This is a genomic window from Pseudomonas sp. PSPC2-3, assembly GCF_049898265.1.
Taxonomy (GTDB): Bacteria; Pseudomonadota; Gammaproteobacteria; order Pseudomonadales; family Pseudomonadaceae; genus Aquipseudomonas; species Aquipseudomonas veronii.
This window is the reverse complement of record NZ_JAFCXJ010000011.1, coordinates 1-19,381: the sequence shown is the minus strand read 5'-3', so window position 1 is coordinate 19,381 and position 19,381 is coordinate 1. Positions and strand designations below refer to the sequence as shown.

Genomic DNA, 19,381 nt, shown 5'->3' with positions numbered 1-19,381 from the left:
GTTTGCCATGTGGAGCTATCAGGCGCCGCTGCGCGATATGCAATTTGTGCTTGAACATTGGCTGCAAGCCCCCCAGGCGTGGAGCCATGTTCCGGCGTTCGAAGCGTTGGACATGTCTCTCGCCGTTCAAGTGTTGGAGGAAGCGGCGCGCTTCAGCCAGGGGGTGCTGGCGCCCCTGAACAGTAGCGGCGATCGTCAAGGCTGTCGCTGGAACGCCGGCCAGGTCAGCACGCCGGAGGGTTTCGCCGAGGCCTATCGCGCCTATGTCGACGGTGGCTGGCCGGCCTTGGCGTGCGCTGAAGGGCAGGGCGGCCAGGGGTTGCCGCAACTGCTCGACGCGGCGCTGCAAGAGATGCTCTACGCCTGCAACCACGCGTGGGCCATGTACACCGGGATCGCCCACGGCGCCTACCTCTGCCTCAAGACCCACGCCGCGCCCTGGTTGCAGGCGCGTTACTTGCCCGAGATCATCAGTGGGCATGCCTTGCCCACCATGTGCCTGACCGAGCCCCAGGCCGGCAGCGATGTCGGGTTGCTGCGCTGTCGCGCGACCCCCGAGGGCGATGGCCGTTATCGCCTGCAGGGCAACAAGTTGTTTATCTCCGGCGGCGAGCACGACCTCACGCCCAATATCCTGCACCTGGTACTGGCGCGCCTGCCCGATGCGCCGCCGGGCAGTCGCGGCCTTTCACTGTTCCTGGTGCCCAAGCGACTGGACGACGGCCAGGCCAACGCTGTGCATTGCGACGGCATTGAACACAAGATGGGCATCAAGGGCAGCGCCACGTGCTCGCTGGTGTTCGACGGCGCCCTAGGCTGGCTGATCGGCGACGCCAACCGCGGCCTGGCGGCGATGTTCGTGATGATGAACTCGGCGCGCCTGCATGTCGGCCTGCAAGGCCTGGGGCATGTCGAGGCGGCTTGGCAGAACGCTGCGCAATACGCCGCCGAGCGCGTGCAAATGCGTGCGCCGTCGAGGCCGCAAGGGGCATCGGCCCAAGCGGCTGACCCTATCCGTTATCACCCGGCGATGCGCCGCGTGTTGCTGGAGTTGCGCACGGCCAGCGAGGGGATGCGGGCCATCGGTTATTGGGCCGCGCATTTGCTCGATCAGGCCGAGCATGACCCGGACCCGCAAGCACGAGCGTGCGCCGGTCAACTGGCGCAGTTGCTGACGCCGATCATCAAGGCGTTTTTCACCGAGCAGGGTTTCCGTCAGGCGAGCAATGCCTTGCAGGTCTTCGGCGGTTACGGCTACGTCGCCGAGTTCGCCATCGAGCAAACGCTGCGCGACAGTCGCATCGCGATGATCTATGAGGGCAGCAACGAGATCCAGGCCAATGACCTGCTGCTGCGCAAGGTGCTGGGCGATGAGGGGCGGGCCTTCGACTTGCTGCTGGCAGTGCTGCGCACCGAGGCCGGGCAGGGCGGCCAATGCGCCGCGTGTGCAGGTTTCGCCGACGCGCTGGGCAGCCTGTGTGACGCGCTGGCCCGTGTGGTCGAGGCCATACGTGAACGGGCGCTGGAAGACAGCGAGTACCCCTATCGGGCCGCGCCGGACTTTCTCCAGTTATGCGGCGTGGCCCTGCTGGCCCTGGCATGGGCGCGGGCCGCTCGGGTTTCCCGGGCATTGCCCGAGGACGATCCGTTGCGCGCCGCCAAGCTGCAAAGCGCCGGGTTCTTTTTCGATTACCTGCCGTCCCGGTTGGCGCAGCACCTGGGCGCGATAGACGCGGCACGCGCGGCGTTGGCGTTCGTCTGACGGAGGGCGGATGCTTACGGTACTACTTGCGGTACTACTAGCGGTACTATGGCGACCCACGTTTTCTGGAAGTTGCCTGGATGAGTAAACCCGGTCAATTGGTGCTGGTTGCACTGCGCAAGATGATCGCCAGCGGCGAGTTGGCGGCGGGCGAGCGGCTGATGGAGATTCCCACGGCGCAACTGTTCGGTGTGTCACGCATGCCCGTGCGTATGGCGTTCCGTACCCTTGAGCAGGAAGGGCTGCTGGTGCCGTTTGGCGGGCGTGGGTATCAGGTGCGTTCGGTCAGCCCGGACGACATTGCCGGCGCCGTCGAAGTGCGTGGCGTGCTCGAGGGCCTGGCTGCGCGTCAAACCGCCGAGCGCGGGTTGTCCGCCGCGGCGCGTGCCACGCTCGAGCGCTGCCTGGTGGAAGGCGATCAACTGTTCGACAAAGGGTACGTGACCGAGGACGACCTTGAGGTCTATCACGACCTGAACATGCGCTTTCACCGCGTCATCGTTGAAGGCAGCCACAACCCGGCGATCGCCGACGCACTGGCACGCAATGATCACCTGCCGTTCGCATCGGTCACCGCGCTGGCGGTGGATCGCGACGACATGGTCCGCGAATACCGGCGTTTCAACTATGCCCACATGCAACATCACTCGGTCTTCGATGCCCTGGTCAATCGCCAGGGCGCGCGGGCCGAAGCGATCATGCGCGAACACGCCAACGCGACCTTGCGCTATGCCGAGATCTTCGGTTCCGCGACCGCCAACGCGCGGATGAAGGTCATTTTGCCCACGGCGTGACGCCTTTCAGAGATCGAGCACCAGCAGCGGGGTTTTCGCGCGCGAGCAGCAGGGGGTGAACTGGTCGTTCAGCGCTTGTTCCTGCTCGGTGAGGAACAGGTCGCGGTGCTCCGGTATGCCTTCGAGCACGCGGGTCAGGCAGGTTCCGCAAATCCCTTGTTCGCACGACACGGCAATCTCGATACCGTGGCTTTCCAGGACCTGGACCACGCTCCGGTCGGCGGGCACATCGAAGACCTGGCCGCTGCTGGCGAGCTTCACCGAAAACCCCGCGTCGAGGCTGCTGTCCAGCGGCGCCGCAGCGAAGTATTCGCGGTGCAGGCATTCCTCCTGCCAGCCCTGGGCCCGAGCGCTGTCGAGCACATGCTGCATGAAACCGCCGGGGCCGCACACATACAGGTGGACGTTGGCGTCGGGCGCCGCCAGCACCTGGGCGGTGTTCATTGCCGTATGGGGCTGCTCGTCGAAATGCAGGAACACGCGTTCGGCGAACGATGAGTCCTTGAGGCGTTGCACAAAGGCGGCGCGTTCACTGGCGCGGGCGCAATAATGCAGTTCGAAGTCAGCTCCGACATGGGCCAGGCGCTCGGCCATGCACAGGATCGGGGTGATGCCGATGCCGCCGGCGAACAGCAGACTGCGTCGGGCTTCGTGCGCCAGCGGGAACAGGTTGCGCGGTTCGCTGATCTGCAGGCGGGCGCCCTTCTGTATGTGTTCGTGCAGGCAACGGGAGCCGCCACGGGAGGCCGGGTCGTTGAGCACGCCGATCAGGTAGCGATGCCGTTCTTCCGGGTGATTGCACAGGGAATATTGACGGACCACGCCGTCGGGCAGGTACACGTCGATATGCGCGCCAGCGCTGAAGGCCGGCAGCGCCTGGCCATCGACGCGGGCCAATTCAAAGCTGCAAATGTCCTGGGCTTCGTTGTTGCGGGATACCACCACCACATCGATCATGTTCAGTCCTCGTAGCGTTAGCGCGCGGTTCAGGCGCGGGTCGTGGTGATCAGTTGCGGCGCGGGGGCGCGCTCCTTGGCGATCAGCCGTTCGAGGACCTTGCGTGACTGCACGCCACCGGCATCGATATTGAGCTTGAGCAGATTGCGCGTCGGGTGGGCCAGCAGGTTCTGTTGCTGGCGTTCAAGCATCTCCAGGTCTTCGCTGAAAATCTTGCCCTGGCCTTCGCGAATGCTGGCGGTCAGTGCCTGGTCCTGAGGGTTGAAGTTGCGCGCCATGCCCCAGAAGTACCAGATCGATGTCTCGGTTTGCGGGGTGATGAAGTCCACCACGATGCTCGCGGCCTTGTGCTCGGGCGCGGCGTGGTAGCCGCCCTTGCCGGCGTGGGCCACGCCGACTTCGATCAGTACATGGCTGGGCGGGGTGAAGCGGCAGATCTGCCAGCGGTCCACCGGCACGTCATCGGCGAGGTTATTGCCACGCAGGGCCATGCGCCAGAACGGCGGGGCCATGATGTTTTCCATGTGGCGGGCGGTGACGACTTCATCGCCTTCGACCGTGGTCACAGGCGGCGCTTCGTCGATTTCCTTCTGGCCGATGCTGGAGGCGTGGACGTAGGTTTCGTGGGTCAGGTCCATCAGGTTGTCGATCATCAGGCGGTAGTCGCACTGGATGTCAAACAGACCGCCGCCATAGGCCCACTGGTCGCTCACGGCCCATTCCAAGTGGTGGATCAACGCCGGGTCGGCCAGGGCCTGATCGCCGGGCCACACCCAGATGAAACCGTAGCGTTCCACCGCGGCGAAGGTCTTGTTACAGGGAAACCCGCGCACCCGCTGCCCGGGCATTTCGACGGTCTTGCCATCGTCCCCCATGACCAGGCCATGGTAGCCGCAGACCAGCTTGCCGTTCTCCACATAGCCCAACGAGAGCGGCGCGCCGCGGTGCGGACAGAAGTCCTCGACAGCCACGACGGCGCCTTCCAGCCCGCGATAAAACACCATTTTTTCCCCGCATATCTGCCGACCCAGCGGCTTTTGCGCGATTTCATCGGGGGTGCAGGCGACATACCACGTGTTCTTGGGGTACATGGTGACTCTCCAGGCGAGTGATTGTTCTTATTTAATGGATCCATTAAATGAAGTGCGTCACTTGGAGTCAACCTGTGGTTCGGCAATGCCGAGATTTATTTGGGCGATTATCGATCAGTTTTTATTTACTGGATCCATAATGCGCGCTTGCCTGGGTGCCACGCCGTGCGGCCCGAGCACCTCGCCGCTCACGCTGGACAACGCCGGCGTGACGGCGCGGAGCGTTTGCAGGGCCCTGGGCGCAGGCTCACTCGGTGTTTGTCGCCATCAGAAAGTTGCGCACTTCACCGGTGATATGGCTTTTGCTGCCTTGTTCGAGGATGCCGACCGTTCGCTGCTCCACCGCACCCGGTAACGCCAGGACACGCAGCTGTGGGTCGTGTTGCCAGTCGAAGTTTCTGAGCAGCGGAATAATCGCGATGCCGACGCGTTGTCGGACTAGTTCCGCGATGCCGATGATTGAGTTCAGTTCAAGGATCTGCATGGGCTCGATCGCTTCCCGTCGGAAAAAGCGCTCCACTTTTCGGCCCACGGCGGTGGTTCTGTCATAGCGAATGAACGGCTGTGTCCTGAGCAGTTCAATGGCATCGTCGGTGCCCTGCGAGTGGGTTGCGCTGACCAACAACACCAACGGTTCTTCGTACAACCTTGTCCAGCTCAAGCCTTTGAAGTCCTGGCGTGTGGCCTCGATCAAGAGCGCGGCATCCAGTTCTCCGGTGAGAACCCGGTGCGCCAGTTCGTCCGAGCGCGCGGTCACCAGGGTGACGGACACCTTGGGATAAACCTCCTTGAGCCTGACCAGGCAGTTGGCGAGCAAGCCCATTGCCGAGGTGATCCCGCCGATCGTCACATCGCCTTCCATCGTGAGGTCAGTATCGTCGCCGGCGACCATGGCCGCGTAATCGTCGACCAGCTTCTTGGCTTTGGGCAGCAACAGCAGGCCTTCACGGTTGAGCTTGACCTGACGCTGGCTGCGATCGAACAGAGGGCGCCGGATCTCATCCTCGAGCGCACGCATTTGTTGCCCGACGGCGGCATTGGTCAGGGACACTCGATCTGCCGCGGCAGCAAAACTGCCGTATTGCGCGACGGCAATGAAGGTTTTCAGAAAACGGATGGTACTCATTGGGTGTTTCCGACGGGTTCAGTTCCAGGGATGGTAAAGGGTTTGTTTATATTGGATAAAGGTAATTTAGATTTTCTTTCGTCTGGCGCGGCAGAATACTGGACGCTGTTCTGGAAGCAGCGATGACCCTATGAAAAGCCAGTCGAATGAAGCAATCAATCCCGCCGCCGATGCAGTGGCGAGCCAAGCCGCCAAGAGTGTTTATCACCTCGGCGCCACGACGGTGTACTCGCACACTGCCGATAGCCGTTTTGCCTACACGCTGTATGTACCCGCCTCGATTGAGGACCCTGAGCGCCCGGTCGACCTCGTGGTGTCGTTGCACGGCTCAACCCGGGCCATGGAAATCTACCGCAACGGCTTCGCCGAATTTGGTCGTTGGAACGATTGTGTGATTCTGTCGCCACTGTTTCCGGTGGGGGTGCTGGGAGATGGCAACGGCGACGGTTACAAGCAATTGGTGGAAGGCGATATCCGTTACGACCAAGTCCTGCTGGACATGGTCGCCAGCGTCGGCCAGAAGTACAACCGCCGCTTCGATACGTTCGCCCTGTTTGGCTACTCCGGTGGCGGACAGTTCAGCCACCGGTTTTGTTACCTGCACCCCGAGAAGCTGTGGGCCGTCTCGATCGGTGCGCCAGGCTCGGTGACCTTGCTGGACCCCAAGCAGAATTGGTGGGTCGGTGTGCGCGACTTCGAGACCCGGTTTGCCAAGCCACTGGACCTCGACGCCCTGCGCCAGGTGCCGATTCATATGGTGGTGGGCGAGGCCGACCTCGAAACCTGGGAAATCACTCACCGCGAAGGCGGCAAACATTACATGCCCGGCGCCAATAGTGCCGGTTGCACGCGGCCTGAACGGCTGGCGGCACTCAAGGCGAGCTTCGAGGCTCAGGGGGTCAAGGTGCGTTTCGATGTGCTGCCCAATGTGGCTCATCAGGGGATCAAGGCGATGCCGGCCGCCCAGGACTTTTTCGCCGAGGTGTTGCGAGTTCGTCGCGGCCGGCGTTGATCGATACCGCTGTAAAGAGGTGCAAGGGGCGCAATTGACGTCCCTGATGATTGCGTTGGTATCTGACAAAAGTACGCGCGATCGGTTGCTATAAAAATAATCACGACCTACTCATTCCGTTCCCGGCCCTGCCCATGGCTTAGTCCATCGACCGGAAAATTTTGTTCAAGGAGTCTTTCTCCCATGCATCACTACGTCAAAAAAGCCCTGTATTTCGGCGTGCCGACCCTCAGCCTGTGCCTTGCCGCCCTTACTCTGCAAGCCGGCGAACCGAGCCTGATCAAGGTTGGCTTCAACGGTGATATCCGCAGCACTGAACCTGGGGTCAATCGCGATGAAAACTCCGATGCGTTCATCATGCACATCGTCGAAGGTTTGGTGGCCTACCGCGAAGATGCGTCAGTCGGGCCGATGCTGGCTAAAGACGTCACGATCTCGGACGACGGGCTCACCTATACCTTCACCCTGCGTGAAGGGGTCAAGTTCCAGAACGGCAAGCCCCTGACCGCCGAGGACGTGAAGTGGACCTGGCAGCACTACCTCGACCCGAAAACCCAATGGCGCTGCCTGCCGGAGTTTGATGGGCGCGGGGTCTCGAAAATCCTCGACATCTCGGTTCCGGAACCGCTCAAGGTGGTGTTCCGCATCGATAAGCCCAACGGCGTGCTGCTGGCGACCATGTCCCGGCCCGACTGTGGCGGCAGCGGCATCGTGCATCCCGATTCGGTCGCGGCCGATGGCACCTGGATCGCGCCGATTGGCACCGGTCCGTTCACCCTCGGTCAGTGGAAGCAAGGCCAGTACGTCGAGTTGAACCGCTTCAAGGACTACACCCCGCGCGCCGAAGCGAAGCCGGACGGCTTTACCGGGAACAAGCAAGCGTTCGTTGACCGCGTGCGGTTTGTGGTCATCCCGGACGCCGCCTCGGCCAAGGCCGCACTGCTTTCCGGCGGTGTCGACGTACTGCCGGACGTGACCGCAATGGATGAGGCGGAGTTGAAAAATGTCCCCGGCATGCAGGTACGCACCAGCCCGGTGATGACGCTCGGCGGGCTGCTGTTCCAGACCCGTGACCCGTTGCTCGGCGACGTGCGTATTCGCCGCGCCGTGGCGCTGTCGCTGGACTATTCGCAGATGGTCGCAACGCTTTCCAATGGCCTGTCCACCGTCAACAACTCGATCATTCCGACCACCAGCGCGTATTACGACGCGACGGCGCATACGGGTTACCCCTACGACCTCGACGAGGCCCGGCGCCTGCTCAAAGCGGCGGGTTACCACGGCCAGCCGATCAAGCTGATCGTCAACAAGCGCTACCCGCAGATGTTCGACATGGGCGTCTTGAGCCAGGCAATGCTCCAGGCTGTCGGGGTGAATATCGTGCTCGAAACCCTGGAGTGGGGCGCCCAACTGGAGCGTTATCAGAGCGGCAACTTCCAGATGATGGCGTTCTCGTATTCGCCACGCTTTGACGCGGCGCTGAGCTATGAGTCGGTGACGGGGAACAAAGACAAGGAACCGCGCAAAGTCTGGGACAACCCCAAGGCGCTGGTGTTGTTGCGTGAAGCCCAGAGCGAGTCCGTCGCGCCAAAACGTCAAGCGCTGTTCGATCAATTGCACACGCTGATGCTGGCCGATGTGCCAATGGTGATGATTTACAACGGCACCAGTATCGGTGTCGTAAAAGCCGGCATCGAGGGCTATCGCTCCTGGCCGATCTCTAAACCGCGCCTGTGGGGCGTGTCGCTGGCGGCAACATCAAAGTAGGGCGTTCCCATGTTTCGATTCATATTGCATCGGCTGGGGATGGCTGTGCCCACCCTGTTGCTGATATCGGTGATGGTGTTTGCACTGATCCGCTTCATCCCCGGTGACCCTGCATTGTTGATGCTGGGCGACATGGCGGATGCCCAGAGCCTGGCACAAATGCGCAGTTCGCTGGGGCTGGATCACTCGGTGGTGACCCAATACCTGATCTGGATAAAGTCAGTGCTCAGCGGTGACTTGGGGTTCTCCATCAGCACGCGACAAGCTGTATTGCCGCTGTTGCTCGAGCGCTTCAGTGTCAGCGCGACGATTGTACTGGTAGCGGTTGCGTTGGCCACGCTGATTGCCGTGCCGGTGGGCCTGTTTGCCGCCTGGAAGCAGAACAGCGCCATGGACCTGGGGCTGGTGGCCGGCGCGACGTTGTTGTTGTCGATTCCCAGCTTCTGGCTCGGTCTGCTGCTGCTGTACGCCTTCGGGATCAAGTTGGGCTGGCTGCCGGTGGTGGGTTACGTGACGTTTGCGGATGATCCGCTCAAGGCGATCACCTATCTGGTGCTGCCGATTGTCACCCTGACCCTGGTGGAGTTTGGCGCCATCGCCCGCATGGCCAGGGCCAGCACGATTGAAGTGCTGCGCCTGGACTATATCGCCCATGCCCGCGCCAAAGGTTTATCCGAAGGTGCGGTGTTGTGGCGCCATGCCTTGCGCAACGCCTTTGCGCCGACCTGGACGTTGGTGGGCTTGATCCTGGGCAACCTGCTCGGCGGCATTGCGGTGCTGGAAACGGTGTTCACATTGCCGGGCGTCGGGCGCCTGATGGTGGACTCGATCTTCGCCCGGGACTATCCGGTGTTGCAGGGCTGCTTGCTGCTGATTACCTGTATCTACGTGCTCGTCAACCTGTGTGTCGACCTGCTGTATCCGCTTTTCGACCCGAGGGTGAAGTTATGAGTGCCAAGCGAACGCTGCCAGCTGAGCCGGCGCGGAGTGTCGCGGCGCCGGCCCGACGCGCCTGGCGTTACCCGCCACTCAACGCCCTGATCGGCGGGGGCTTGTTACTGGTCCTGATCGGCATGGCCTTGCTCGGCCTGGTCTGGACGCCCTACGAGCCGTTGCGCCTGGACTTGCTCGCGCGGTTCCAGGCGCCGAGTGCGGCGCACTGGCTGGGCACCGATGAGTTCGGTCGCGATGCCTTGAGCCGGATGATGATGGGGGCGCGCACCAGCCTGTGGATCAGCCTGCTGTCGGTGAGTTTCGCAGTGGTGGCCGGAACGCTGATCGGCATGCTGGCCGGTTACCTGCGCGGCTGGACCGACCGGGTGCTGATGATGCTCAACGACGCCTTGCTGGCATTCCCCGGGATCCTCATGGCCCTGGGGATCATGGCGATCATCGGCGCCAGCCAGTACGGCATCGTTCTGGCCTTGGGGATCGCCTATACGCCGTCGGTGGTGCGGGTGGTGCGCGGCAGTGTGTTGTCGCTGCGCGAACTGGAGTTTGTCGAAGCCTCGCGGGTGATCGGCAACTCCGAGTTCTACACCATGCTGCGGCACATTGCGCCCAACTGCCTGGCACCGTTGTGTGTGTTGGCCACCAGCATGTTCGGTTGGGCCTTGCTCTCGGAAAGCGCCTTGAGCTTCCTCGGGCTGGGTGTACCGCCACCGGCGGCCACTTGGGGGAGCATGTTGGCGGCCAGCCGGCCTTATATCGCATCGGCTGCCTGGCTCGGGATCTTCCCCGGCCTCTTCATCAGCCTGGCACTGCTTGCCATCAACCTGTTCGGCGATGCCCTGCGCGATCGTCTCGACCCGCGCATGAGGAAATGATCATGACTGTTCCTACTGCCTTGCTGTCTGTGCAGCACCTGAAAATCCGTGCGGGCGTGCAAGGCCAACTGGCCGTCGACGACCTGAGCTTCACAATGGCCCCGGGCGAAATCGTCGCCCTGGTGGGCGAGTCGGGCAGCGGCAAAACCATGGCCGCACGCGCAGCGATTGGCTTGCTGCCGGCGCCGATGCAGGTGTGTGGCGGACGTATCGAGTTCAAAGGCGTAGCGCTCGACAGCCGCGACGCTCCCGCGATGCGGCGGGTGCGTGGCGCGCAGATCGGCATGGTCTTCCAGGAGCCGATGGTCTCGCTCAACCCATCGTTGACCATCGGCCGGCAAATGAGTGAGGCCCTCAAGTTGCACACCGACCTGGACGCGGCCGAAATCCGTCGGCGTTGCCAGCAGATGCTGCAACGCATCGGCATCAAGGACGCCGAGCGCTGCCTGGCGTCATACCCGCACCAGTTTTCCGGCGGTATGCGCCAGCGCATCATGCTGGCCTCGGTGATGCTGCTGCGTCCTGCGTTGTTGATCGCCGATGAGCCAACCACGGCCCTGGACTGTCTGGCGCAGTTGGACGTCATCGAGCTGATGCTGGAGCTGACCCGCGAGCAGGGCACGGCGATTCTGTTCATCAGCCATGACTTGTCGCTGGTTGCGCGTTATGCCCACAAGGTAGTGGTCATGCGCAACGGCAAAGCGGTCGAGCAGGGCGGCATCCAGGAGATTCTGCTGGCACCGCGCGCCGACTACACCCGTCAGTTGCTGGAGGCCTTGCCCAGCCGCGGCGTGCTGGCGCCATTGCCGCCCGCCAACGGGCCGTTGCTCGAAGTCCGAGGCGTGTGCATCGAGCACCCGGGGCCGCGTTCGTTCTGGGGCAAAAGCCTTCCAAAACGCGTGGTGCATGGGGTGGACCTGAGCATCGCGCCTGGCGAAACCCTGGCCCTGGTTGGCGGCAGCGGGTCAGGCAAGACTACCTTGGGGCGGGCGGTGGTGGGGTTGGTCAACCCCTGCGCCGGGGCTATCCGCTTCAAGGGCGTGGACATCCTCAAGGCCGCGAACCGCGTACACCGGTTGCAGTGCCAGATGATTTTCCAGGACCCGTATTCCTCCCTCGATCCGCGCATGAAAATTGGCCAGATTCTGGCTGAACCCCTGCGCCACGAGCCGGGCATGAGCCCCGCGCAACGTCGGCAGCGTGTCGCCGAAACGCTGGTGGATGTCGGGCTTGCCGAACATTTCGTCGAACGCTTTGCCCACCAATTATCCGGTGGGCAGCGTCAGCGCGTGGCAATCGGGCGGGCACTGGTGCGACGTCCGCAGTTGGTGATTGCCGACGAGCCGATTTCGGCGCTGGACATGACCATTCAGAAACAGATTCTGGAGCTGTTCGAACGCTTGCAGAAACAGTACGGCTTTGCCTGCCTGTTCATTTCCCATGACCTGGCGGCGGTAGAGCGTATCGCCCATCGCGTTGCCGTGATGAACCAGGGCGAAGTGGTCGAGATCGGCGACCGCGACGCGATTTTCGACACGCCGCAACACCCTTACACCCAGCAGTTGTTGGCTGCCGCCAGCCCGCTGGAACGACTGGCTGGCGGAGGCTATCGCATCCGCACGCGCTAGGCATTGCTTCACCCAGGACCTGAACGCTGTCCCGCCTCGCGTCAATCGCCGATTGACGTGACGGGCAACGCCATGCCCGAAGAAAACAAAAACATCACCCAACCCCCGTACTGCCAGGAGCCAGCACCATGAAAAACACCATCACCCATGTCGTCACCGGAGCAGGTCTGATCGGCGCCGGTTTACTGCCTGCGTTCGCTCAGGCGGATTTTATCAAGGACAGTCGTGCGTCACTGGAACTGAAAAACTACTACTTCAACCGCGACTACCGCGAAGGCACGGGCCAGTCCCAGCGCGCGGAATGGGCGCAGGGCTTTTTGCTTAACCTGCAGTCGGGTTTCACCGAAGGCACCGTCGGCTTTGGCCTCGACGCCGTCGGCATGCTCGGCTTGAAACTCGACTCGAGCCCCGACCGTTCCGGTTCAGGCCTGCTGTCGCGCAACAGTGAGCCAGAACCGGGCAAACCCAGCTACGCCCGGCGCGCGCACGACGAGTACTCCAAGTTTGGCGTGACCGGCAAGGCGCGCTTTGCCCAGAGCGAGTTGCGGGTCGGCTATATGGTCCCGGACCTGCCGACATTGCAACCCAACCTCAGTCGCTTGTTCCCGCAAAGCTTCAGCGGTACCGCGTTGACCTCCAAAGACCTCAGCGGGCTGACGATCAGTCTCGGCCAGTTGGACAAGGTCAAGCAGCGTGACTCGACCGACTACGAGGACATGGGCCTGACCAGCCAGTCCGGGGCCTATAAGAGTTCGGCCAAAAGTGACCGGTTTCGTTACGCCGGCGCGGATTACAAGCTCGGCGCGAGCACCTTGGCCAGCTACCAGTGGGCGCAACTTGATGGCCTGTACAAACAGCAATACCTGGGCCTGAAAAACAGCTTCGGCCTCGGGCCCGGGACGGTGAAAACCGACATCCGTTACTTTGATGCCAGCCAGGATGGCGCGGGGTTGGCGGGCAAGGTGGATAACCAGGCGCTGAGCACGCGCATCGGCTACAGCCTGGAGGGCCACAGCCTCAGTGGCGGCTATCAGGCGCAATACGGCACGACGCCGTTCACTTACGTCGACGGCACTAACACCTACCTGTTCACCGAATACCAATTGAGTAACTTCTCCCAGACCGGGGAGCGCACCTGGCATGCCCGCTATGACTACGACTTCGCCGCGCTGGGGGTGCCCGGGCTTCTGTTTTCGACGCGCTATGCCAATGGTGACAACGCCAAAGTCAAAGGCTTCCAGGGCGAGGGCCGCGAGTGGGAACGCGACTTCAGCCTCGGCTATGTGGTGCAGAGCGGGCGCCTGAAAAACGTCTCGCTGCGTTGGCAGAACGCGAGTGCGAAAAGCAACTACACCCGTGACACCAACGAAAACCGCCTGATCCTGGGCTACACCCTGGCGCTCTGGTAGGCGTCGATGCCATGCACTGCCGTAGGCGCCGGCTTGCCGGTGCCTACAACCGATCTGCGTTGTGCTGTGCGGATTGAGGTTTTTTCATCACCGATCATCAAGGAGCGCCCATGAGCGATCTTTCCGGCAACACCCCTACGTCCCAGGCCGCCTCGGCGTTTTGGGCGCCGTTCACACCGATGCGCCAGTTTCAAAAGCAGCCGATGATGTTCGCCAGCGCCGAGGGCATGCATTACACCACCACCGATGGCCGCCGCATTCTGGATGCCATGGCCGGTCTGTGGTGTGTGAATGCCGGCCACGGCCAGGCCCGAATTGTCGAGGCGATTCGCGAATCGGCCGGGCGCCTGGACTTCGTATCCTCATTCAAAATGAGCCATCCCCACGCGCTGGAAATGGCTGAGCGCTTGATCGCCATTGCCCCGGCCGGCATCGAGCAGGTGTTCTTCACCAACTCCGGTTCCGAAGCGGTCGACACCGCGCTGAAGATTGCCCGGGCCTACCATCAGGCGCGTGGCGATTGCCGCAGGACCAAGTTCATCGGGCGTGCCAAGGGCTACCACGGCATGGGGTTCGGCGGCCTTTCGGTGTCTGGGCTGGGGCGTCAGAAGCGCGATTTCGGGCCATTGCTGGGGGAGGTCTCGCACCTGCCCTTGCCGTATGACGCGAGCATGCGCTTTACCGCGGGCCAACCGGCCACTGGCGTCGAATACGCCGATGCGCTGACGCAGCTGTTGGAAGTGCAAGACCCGAGCACGGTGGCGGCGGTGATCGTCGAGCCGGTCACCGGTTCCGGCGGTGTCTATCCGCCGCCACAGGGGTATTTGCAGCGGCTGCGCGACATCTGTACTCGGCACGGCGTGCTGCTGATCTTCGACGAAGTGATCACCGGGTTCGGTCGTGTCGGCGCAAGCTTCGCCGCGCAGGCGTTCGGCGTCACTCCGGACCTGATCACCACCGCCAAGGGCCTCACCAACGGCGCGGTGCCGATGGGCGGCGTGCTCGTCAGCGGGCGGGTCTATGAAGCCTTTATGGCCGGCCCGGAGAACGCTATCGAATTGATGCACGGCTACACCTATTCCGCCCATCCGCTGGCCTGCGCGGCCGGCCTGGCGACGCTGCGGGTGCATGAGGAATTGGGGATCAACCAGCACGTGCTGGCGGTCAGCGATCTCTGGCAAGCGGCCGCGTTGTCGCTCAAAGGCGTCGGGCCGGTGGTGGATGTCCGCGCGATTGGCTTGCTGTGTGCTGTCGAGCTGCAAGCGTTGCCAGCCGCGCCGGGTGTCAGGGGCGCGCAAGTGGCGCAGTGGTGTTTCGATCACGGCGTGCTGGTACGGGGCTCGGGTGACACCATCGTGATCTCGCCGCCGCTGATTATTTCCCCGGAACACATCGCGCAGGTATTCGAAACCTTGCGCGAGGCGTTATGCCAGGTTGCGTGATTGAGTCGAGGAGCGGTTATGACGGATCTATTGGATTTTTACATCGACGGGGCCTGGGTCAGGCCCGATAGCCAGGTGATCGAAGCCGTGATCGATCCGTCCAGCGAGCAGGTGGTTGCGCGGATCATCCTGGGCAACGAACGCGACGTGAACCGTGCGGTGGCGGCGGCCAAAGCGGCATTCGCGAGTTTCTCCGCGACCACGCCCGAGCAGCGTATCGAACTGCTCGAGAGGATCATCGACGGCTATCAGCGGCGCAGTGAGGCGTTGGCTCTTGCGGTGCATCAGGAAATGGGCGCGCCGCTGTCACTCGCCAGAACGGCCCATGTGCCGGCGGGGCTGGGCCATCTGGTGCGGGCCCTGGAGGTGTTGAAGCGCTACCCGTTCGAAACAATGCTGGGAAGCTCGCGGGTGATGCGTGAGCCGATTGGCGTGTGTGGCCTGATCACTCCCTGGAATTGGCCGCTCAACCAGCTCACCTGCAAAGTCGCCCCGGCGCTGGCCGTCGGCTGCACGGTGGTGCTCAAGCCCAGTGAGCGCGCGCCGCTGTCGGCGCTGATTTTTGCCGAGATTCTGCACGAGGCCGGCGTGCCCCAGGGGGTGTTCAACGTGGTCAATGGCGACGGTCCGGGTGTCGGCACGGCGCTGTCGCAGCATGCCGATATCGACATGATCTCGTTCACCGGCTCGACGCGGGCGGGTATCGCAGTGGCCAAGGCGGCGGCGGATACGGTCAAGCGAGTCGCCCAGGAACTGGGCGGCAAGTCGGCCAATATCCTGCTCGACGATGCCGATCTGCCCAGCGCGGTGCGCCATGGGGTGTTGGGTTGCATGCGCAACAGCGGCCAGTCGTGCAATGCACCGACCCGCATGCTGGTGCCGCGGGCGTTGCATGCCCAGGCGGTCGCAATCGCCTGCGAGGTGGCGGCCCAGGTGTGTTTCGATGATAGCCGGCCCGCCACGGCCATCGGGCCGGTGGCCAACGTCATGCAGTTCAATCGGGTCCAGCAGTTGATCGAGCAGGCGCTGTGCGAAGGCGCGTTGCTGGTGGCCGGTGGAACAGGGCGCCCAGACGGCGTGACGACAGGGTTCTACGTCAAACCGACGATTTTTGCCGATGTCGAGCCGCACATGAGCATCGCTCGCGAAGAAGTGTTCGGCCCGGTCCTGGCGATCATTCCGTATGACAGCGAGGAGCAGGCGGTGCGGATCGCCAACGACAGCGTGTACGGGCTGTCGGGGTACGTCACCTCGTCGGACCGCGAACGCGCCAGGGCTATCGCTCGACAGTTGCGTACCGGCATGGTCCATCTCAATGGTTGCAAGGCCGACCAGGACGCGCCTTTTGGCGGCTACAAACAGTCCGGAAACGGGCGGGAATGGGGGGTGTTCGGGTTTGAGGAGTACCTGGAAACAAAGTCAGTGTTTGGCTATTAGAAAGGAACAGGTTGGGGCGCCCAGATGAGCACCTGGCCGCGACGCGGGGTAACCCGGCCCGAGGCCGGGTTTGTGTTGCTCCAGAAGGCCTATGCGACGGCCACATTTGAACGATCCGCCCAGCCCAGGTGAATCACTGGGCGGTCATTCACCATAGCTTCCAGGTGTAATCGACATTCACCCGTAGCTCATTGTCGTCCCGATGGCTGGCCTGGGCGGCGAAATCATTACGGTACCATGCGTTGCGCACGCGCAGATTCAGGCCTTTAAGGGGTGTGCTCTGAAGCACATAGTTCAGTTCGATATCTTTTTCGCTTTCCTTCAGGTTGCTGCCGCCCAGTTTGGGTAACTCAATGTTGTCGCCGCTGACGTAACGCAGCATGCCATTGAGCCCGGGCAAGCCCAGCGCGGCAAAGTTGTAGTCATAGCGCACCTGCCAACTGCGCTCCTTGGGGTTGAGGAACTCCGAGCTCAGCGTGCCTTCGGTGATGACCAACGGCTCGGTGCCGAACAGGTAAGGCATGGCGGTCTTGCCGGTCAGTTGCATGTAGCCGGCGCCGAATTTGTGCGCGCCCAGGCTGTACGTCAGCATCAGGGCGGCGTTGCGATTGTCCACGGGGCCGGCCTTGGCGGCACCGTTTTCACCGGTGACGAACAGGCGCACGTCGCTTTTCAGGCGGCCGGGGCCCATCGGGCGATTGTCGACGAAACCGTAGAAATCCTTGCGATAAAGGTCAGCCAGTTCGGCGTGGTAGTACTTGAGCGTCAGTTGCGGCGACCAGGCATAGTCGCCGCCGAGGAAGGTAAAACGGTCGGATTCGGCGGCGCCATTGAAGCGGCCGTTGGGCGAGGCTACCGACATTTTCTGGTAGTGGGTGGAGTCGCGCAGGTTGATGCGGTCGAGCCAGCCGACGTGCAGGGTCAGGTTGTCGATCTCCTGGGACTTGAGGTACGTGCCGCGGAAGGTCTGCGGCAGCAGGCGGGTAGGGCTGGCGAAGGCGATTGGCAGAAACGTGCTGATGGTCCCCAGTTGCAACTCGCTCTTCGAGGCCCGGGCCTTGGCGGTCAGGCCCAGCTCCGAATATTCGCTGGCCGGTTCACGGGTCTGGTGGTTGTACGGTAGCAGGCCGGTGCCCGTGCGTGCGGGCGAGGAGTCCAGACGTGCGCCCAGCAAACCCTGGGCGTCCAGGCCGAAGCCGACAGGCCCTTCGGTATAGCCCGAGCGCATGTTGAGAATGAAGCCCTGCGCCCATTCGCGGGCAGCCGCCTGCGGCGTGGCGTTCACGTAATTGCGATCGAAGTAATAGTTGCGTATCACCAGATCGGCCTGGCTGTCGTCGACAAAACCGGCGGCGCAGGCCTGGTCTACGAAAAAAACGCAGGTGCAGGCGCTGACGCCCCGAAAGAAGTTCCTGAGCATGGCAGTGTTCACTTTTATTGTTGTAGGGGTAAGCCCCGCGCCATCGTGGCGCGGAAGGCGAGTACGGATTGGCGCTCAGTCAGCCGGGCAGCGGTTGCGGCGCAGCGACAGGTAAAACATCGCCAGCGCGGCGATGACAATGCCGGGTGCCGAGGCCATCATCACGCCCGTGGTGCCCGTGCCCAGTGCGAGCATCTTGCCGGCCACCAACGGGCCGCTCATCGCACCCAACCGGCCAATGGCGACGGCGCTGCCGACGCCCGTGGCGCGAATTGACGGACGATAGAAATGCGGGGCCAAGGCATACAGCACACATTGCCCGCCCGTGGCGAAGAACCCGGCGACGAAGCCGGCCGCCAGCATGCTGTGCCATTGGGTGGCCATGCCCAGCGCAGTCAGTGACGCGAGGATGCCGAGGTAAATCAGCGCCGACAACGCCCAGGCCGGCAGGCGATACATGACCCAGCCCAGCAACAACGTGCCGGCCGCCGCGCCAAATTGCAGCGCGAGCATCACCCAGCTGGCCTGAGAACCGCTGAAGCCTTGGCCGACCAACAGGCTCGGCAGCCAGTTGATCAGGATGTAAACCACCATGAGCGTAAAGAAGTAGCTGACCCAGATCATCACGGTCGGCCATGCCGCGCCCCCGCGGAACAGCCCGCTGGCCACACTGATCGGCGCGGCGTCGCGCACGCTGCGAAACGCCGCGGATTCCGGCAGATAAACCCCCAGCAGCGGCACGATCAGCAACGGCACGATACCGCCGACGTAGAACACCACTTGCCAGCCGCCGGCCAGTTGCGCAATGCCAATGCTGGCCGCCAGCGCCGCGCCCAGGGGCACGCCGCAATACATCAGGCTCACGGCGCTGCCACGCAGGCGCGGGCCAGCCACTTCACTGGTCAGCGCGATCAGGTTAGGCAGTGCCGCGCCCAGGCCGACGCCTGTGAGGCAGCGCGCAACCAGCAGGCTGTTGAAGTCCCAGGCCATGGTCGTGACCAGCGAGAACAATCCGAATAGGGCCACCGAGGCCATCAACACCCGTTTGCGGCCAATGCGATCAGCCAGCAAACCGCCGAGAAACGCTCCGGGCAGCAGGCCGAAAATGCCGGCGCTGAAGACCCAGCCCATGTGTAGTTTGTCCAGTTGGAACGCTGCCGCCATGCCTTGGGCGGCGATGCCCGAGGCTTGCAGGTCGAGGCCTTCCATCAGGGCGACGAGGAAGCACAGACCAATGGTCCGCGCCATGTACAACGGTGTCAGCACGTTTAGCGATGTCATGGGAAATACCCGTTTTATTGTTGTAATGGGCACAGCAAAACCGTCCGGCCGCTGCGTGGGCGACCGGACGGGGGGATGCACGGTTCAGCGTTTGAGCAGGTCCAGCGCGACGTCGACGATCATGTCTTCCTGACCACCGACCATGCGGCGTTTGCCCAGCTCGACGAGGATGTCCACGGTCTTCAAACCGTACTTGGCCGCAGCGATTTCGGCATGGCGCAGGAAGCTCGAATAGACCCCGGCATACCCCAGCGCCAGGGATTCGCGGTCGACCCGCACCGGCCGATCCTGCAACGGCCGCACGATGTCGTCCGCTGCGTCCATCAAGGTGTAGAGGTCGGTGCCGTGGTTCCAGCCCAGGCGTTCGGCGGCGGCGATGAACACTTCCAGCGGCGCGTTGCCGGCCCCGGCGCCCATGCCGGCGAGGCT

General features: G+C 62.9%; 15 protein-coding genes and 1 pseudogene. 10 read left to right on the top strand and 6 right to left on the bottom strand.

The features are described from left to right. The first annotated feature begins 7 nt into the window (after window positions 1-7). Both ACP7E3_RS24390 and ACP7E3_RS24385 read left to right on the top strand, forming a co-directional pair. Window positions 8-1,762 (top strand): acyl-CoA dehydrogenase family protein, encoded by a 1,755-nt coding sequence (locus ACP7E3_RS24390; RefSeq protein ID WP_426124672.1) that lies wholly within the window; start codon window positions 8-10, stop codon window positions 1,760-1,762. 80 nt (window positions 1,763-1,842) lie between these two features. Next, window positions 1,843-2,556, top strand: coding sequence for a GntR family transcriptional regulator (locus tag ACP7E3_RS24385; RefSeq protein ID WP_046383958.1), 714 nt, complete (start codon window positions 1,843-1,845; stop codon window positions 2,554-2,556). A 6-nt stretch (window positions 2,557-2,562) separates the two neighbouring features. Here the strand turns inward: ACP7E3_RS24385 and ACP7E3_RS24380 are convergent, their stop codons facing one another. The 3 genes from ACP7E3_RS24380 to ACP7E3_RS24370 form a co-directional block, all read right to left on the bottom strand. Further along, window positions 2,563-3,513 (bottom strand): PDR/VanB family oxidoreductase, encoded by a 951-nt coding sequence (locus ACP7E3_RS24380; protein WP_017847927.1) that lies wholly within the window; start codon window positions 3,511-3,513, stop codon window positions 2,563-2,565. A gap of 29 nt (window positions 3,514-3,542) precedes the next feature. Next, on the bottom strand, window positions 3,543-4,604 hold the full coding sequence (locus ACP7E3_RS24375) for an aromatic ring-hydroxylating oxygenase subunit alpha (RefSeq protein ID WP_057005585.1): 1,062 nt from the start codon (window positions 4,602-4,604) through the stop codon (window positions 3,543-3,545). A 247-nt stretch (window positions 4,605-4,851) separates the two neighbouring features. Then, window positions 4,852-5,730, bottom strand: coding sequence for a LysR family transcriptional regulator (locus tag ACP7E3_RS24370; RefSeq protein ID WP_046383955.1), 879 nt, complete (start codon window positions 5,728-5,730; stop codon window positions 4,852-4,854). A 130-nt stretch (window positions 5,731-5,860) separates the two neighbouring features. Between ACP7E3_RS24370 and ACP7E3_RS24365 the strand changes: the two genes are divergently transcribed. The 8 genes from ACP7E3_RS24365 to ACP7E3_RS24330 all read left to right on the top strand — a co-directional run bounded on the left by ACP7E3_RS24365 (window position 5,861) and on the right by ACP7E3_RS24330 (window position 16,251). Continuing rightward, on the top strand, window positions 5,861-6,742 hold the full coding sequence (locus ACP7E3_RS24365; RefSeq protein WP_288076568.1) for an alpha/beta hydrolase: 882 nt from the start codon (window positions 5,861-5,863) through the stop codon (window positions 6,740-6,742). Window positions 6,743-6,925: 183 nt separating this feature from the next. Then, window positions 6,926-8,509, top strand: a complete 1,584-nt coding sequence (locus ACP7E3_RS24360) for an ABC transporter substrate-binding protein (protein ID WP_046383953.1) — start codon at window positions 6,926-6,928, stop codon at window positions 8,507-8,509. Between the two features lie 9 nt (window positions 8,510-8,518). Then, window positions 8,519-9,460 carry an ABC transporter permease gene (locus ACP7E3_RS24355; RefSeq protein ID WP_046383952.1) on the top strand — a complete coding sequence of 314 codons (942 nt, stop codon included), beginning with the start codon at window positions 8,519-8,521 and terminating at the stop codon, window positions 9,458-9,460. Beyond that, window positions 9,457-10,335: an ABC transporter permease gene (locus ACP7E3_RS24350; protein ID WP_046383951.1), complete on the top strand. Its 879-nt coding sequence runs from the start codon at window positions 9,457-9,459 to the stop codon at window positions 10,333-10,335. The genes ACP7E3_RS24355 and ACP7E3_RS24350 overlap by 4 nt, the downstream gene beginning before the upstream one ends. A 2-nt stretch (window positions 10,336-10,337) precedes the next feature. Then, window positions 10,338-11,963: an ABC transporter ATP-binding protein gene (locus ACP7E3_RS24345; RefSeq protein ID WP_426124667.1), complete on the top strand. Its 1,626-nt coding sequence runs from the start codon at window positions 10,338-10,340 to the stop codon at window positions 11,961-11,963. Window positions 11,964-12,091: 128 nt separating this feature from the next. Further along, entirely contained in the window at window positions 12,092-13,372 is a 1,281-nt protein-coding gene (locus ACP7E3_RS24340) for an OprD family porin (protein WP_046383949.1), read from the top strand. Window positions 13,373-13,482: 110 nt separating this feature from the next. Beyond that, window positions 13,483-14,814 (top strand): aminotransferase class III-fold pyridoxal phosphate-dependent enzyme, encoded by a 1,332-nt coding sequence (locus ACP7E3_RS24335; protein ID WP_057005587.1) that lies wholly within the window; start codon window positions 13,483-13,485, stop codon window positions 14,812-14,814. 18 nt (window positions 14,815-14,832) lie between these two features. Further along, complete coding sequence (locus ACP7E3_RS24330) at window positions 14,833-16,251, top strand: aldehyde dehydrogenase family protein (protein ID WP_057005588.1); 1,419 nt, start codon at window positions 14,833-14,835, stop codon at window positions 16,249-16,251. 148 nt (window positions 16,252-16,399) lie between these two features. Here ACP7E3_RS24330 and ACP7E3_RS24325 read toward each other — a convergent pair whose 3' ends face one another. The 3 genes and pseudogenes from ACP7E3_RS24325 to mhpE all read right to left on the bottom strand — a co-directional run. Then, window positions 16,400-17,671, bottom strand: coding sequence for an OprD family porin (locus ACP7E3_RS24325; protein WP_046383946.1), 1,272 nt, complete (start codon window positions 17,669-17,671; stop codon window positions 16,400-16,402). Window positions 17,672-17,746: 75 nt separating this feature from the next. Continuing rightward, complete coding sequence (gene mhpT / locus ACP7E3_RS24320; RefSeq protein WP_426124664.1) at window positions 17,747-18,952, bottom strand: 3-(3-hydroxy-phenyl)propionate transporter MhpT; 1,206 nt, start codon at window positions 18,950-18,952, stop codon at window positions 17,747-17,749. Window positions 18,953-19,036: 84 nt separating this feature from the next. After that, window positions 19,037-19,381: pseudogene (mhpE, locus tag ACP7E3_RS24315) on the bottom strand (4-hydroxy-2-oxovalerate aldolase); the annotation flags it as partial.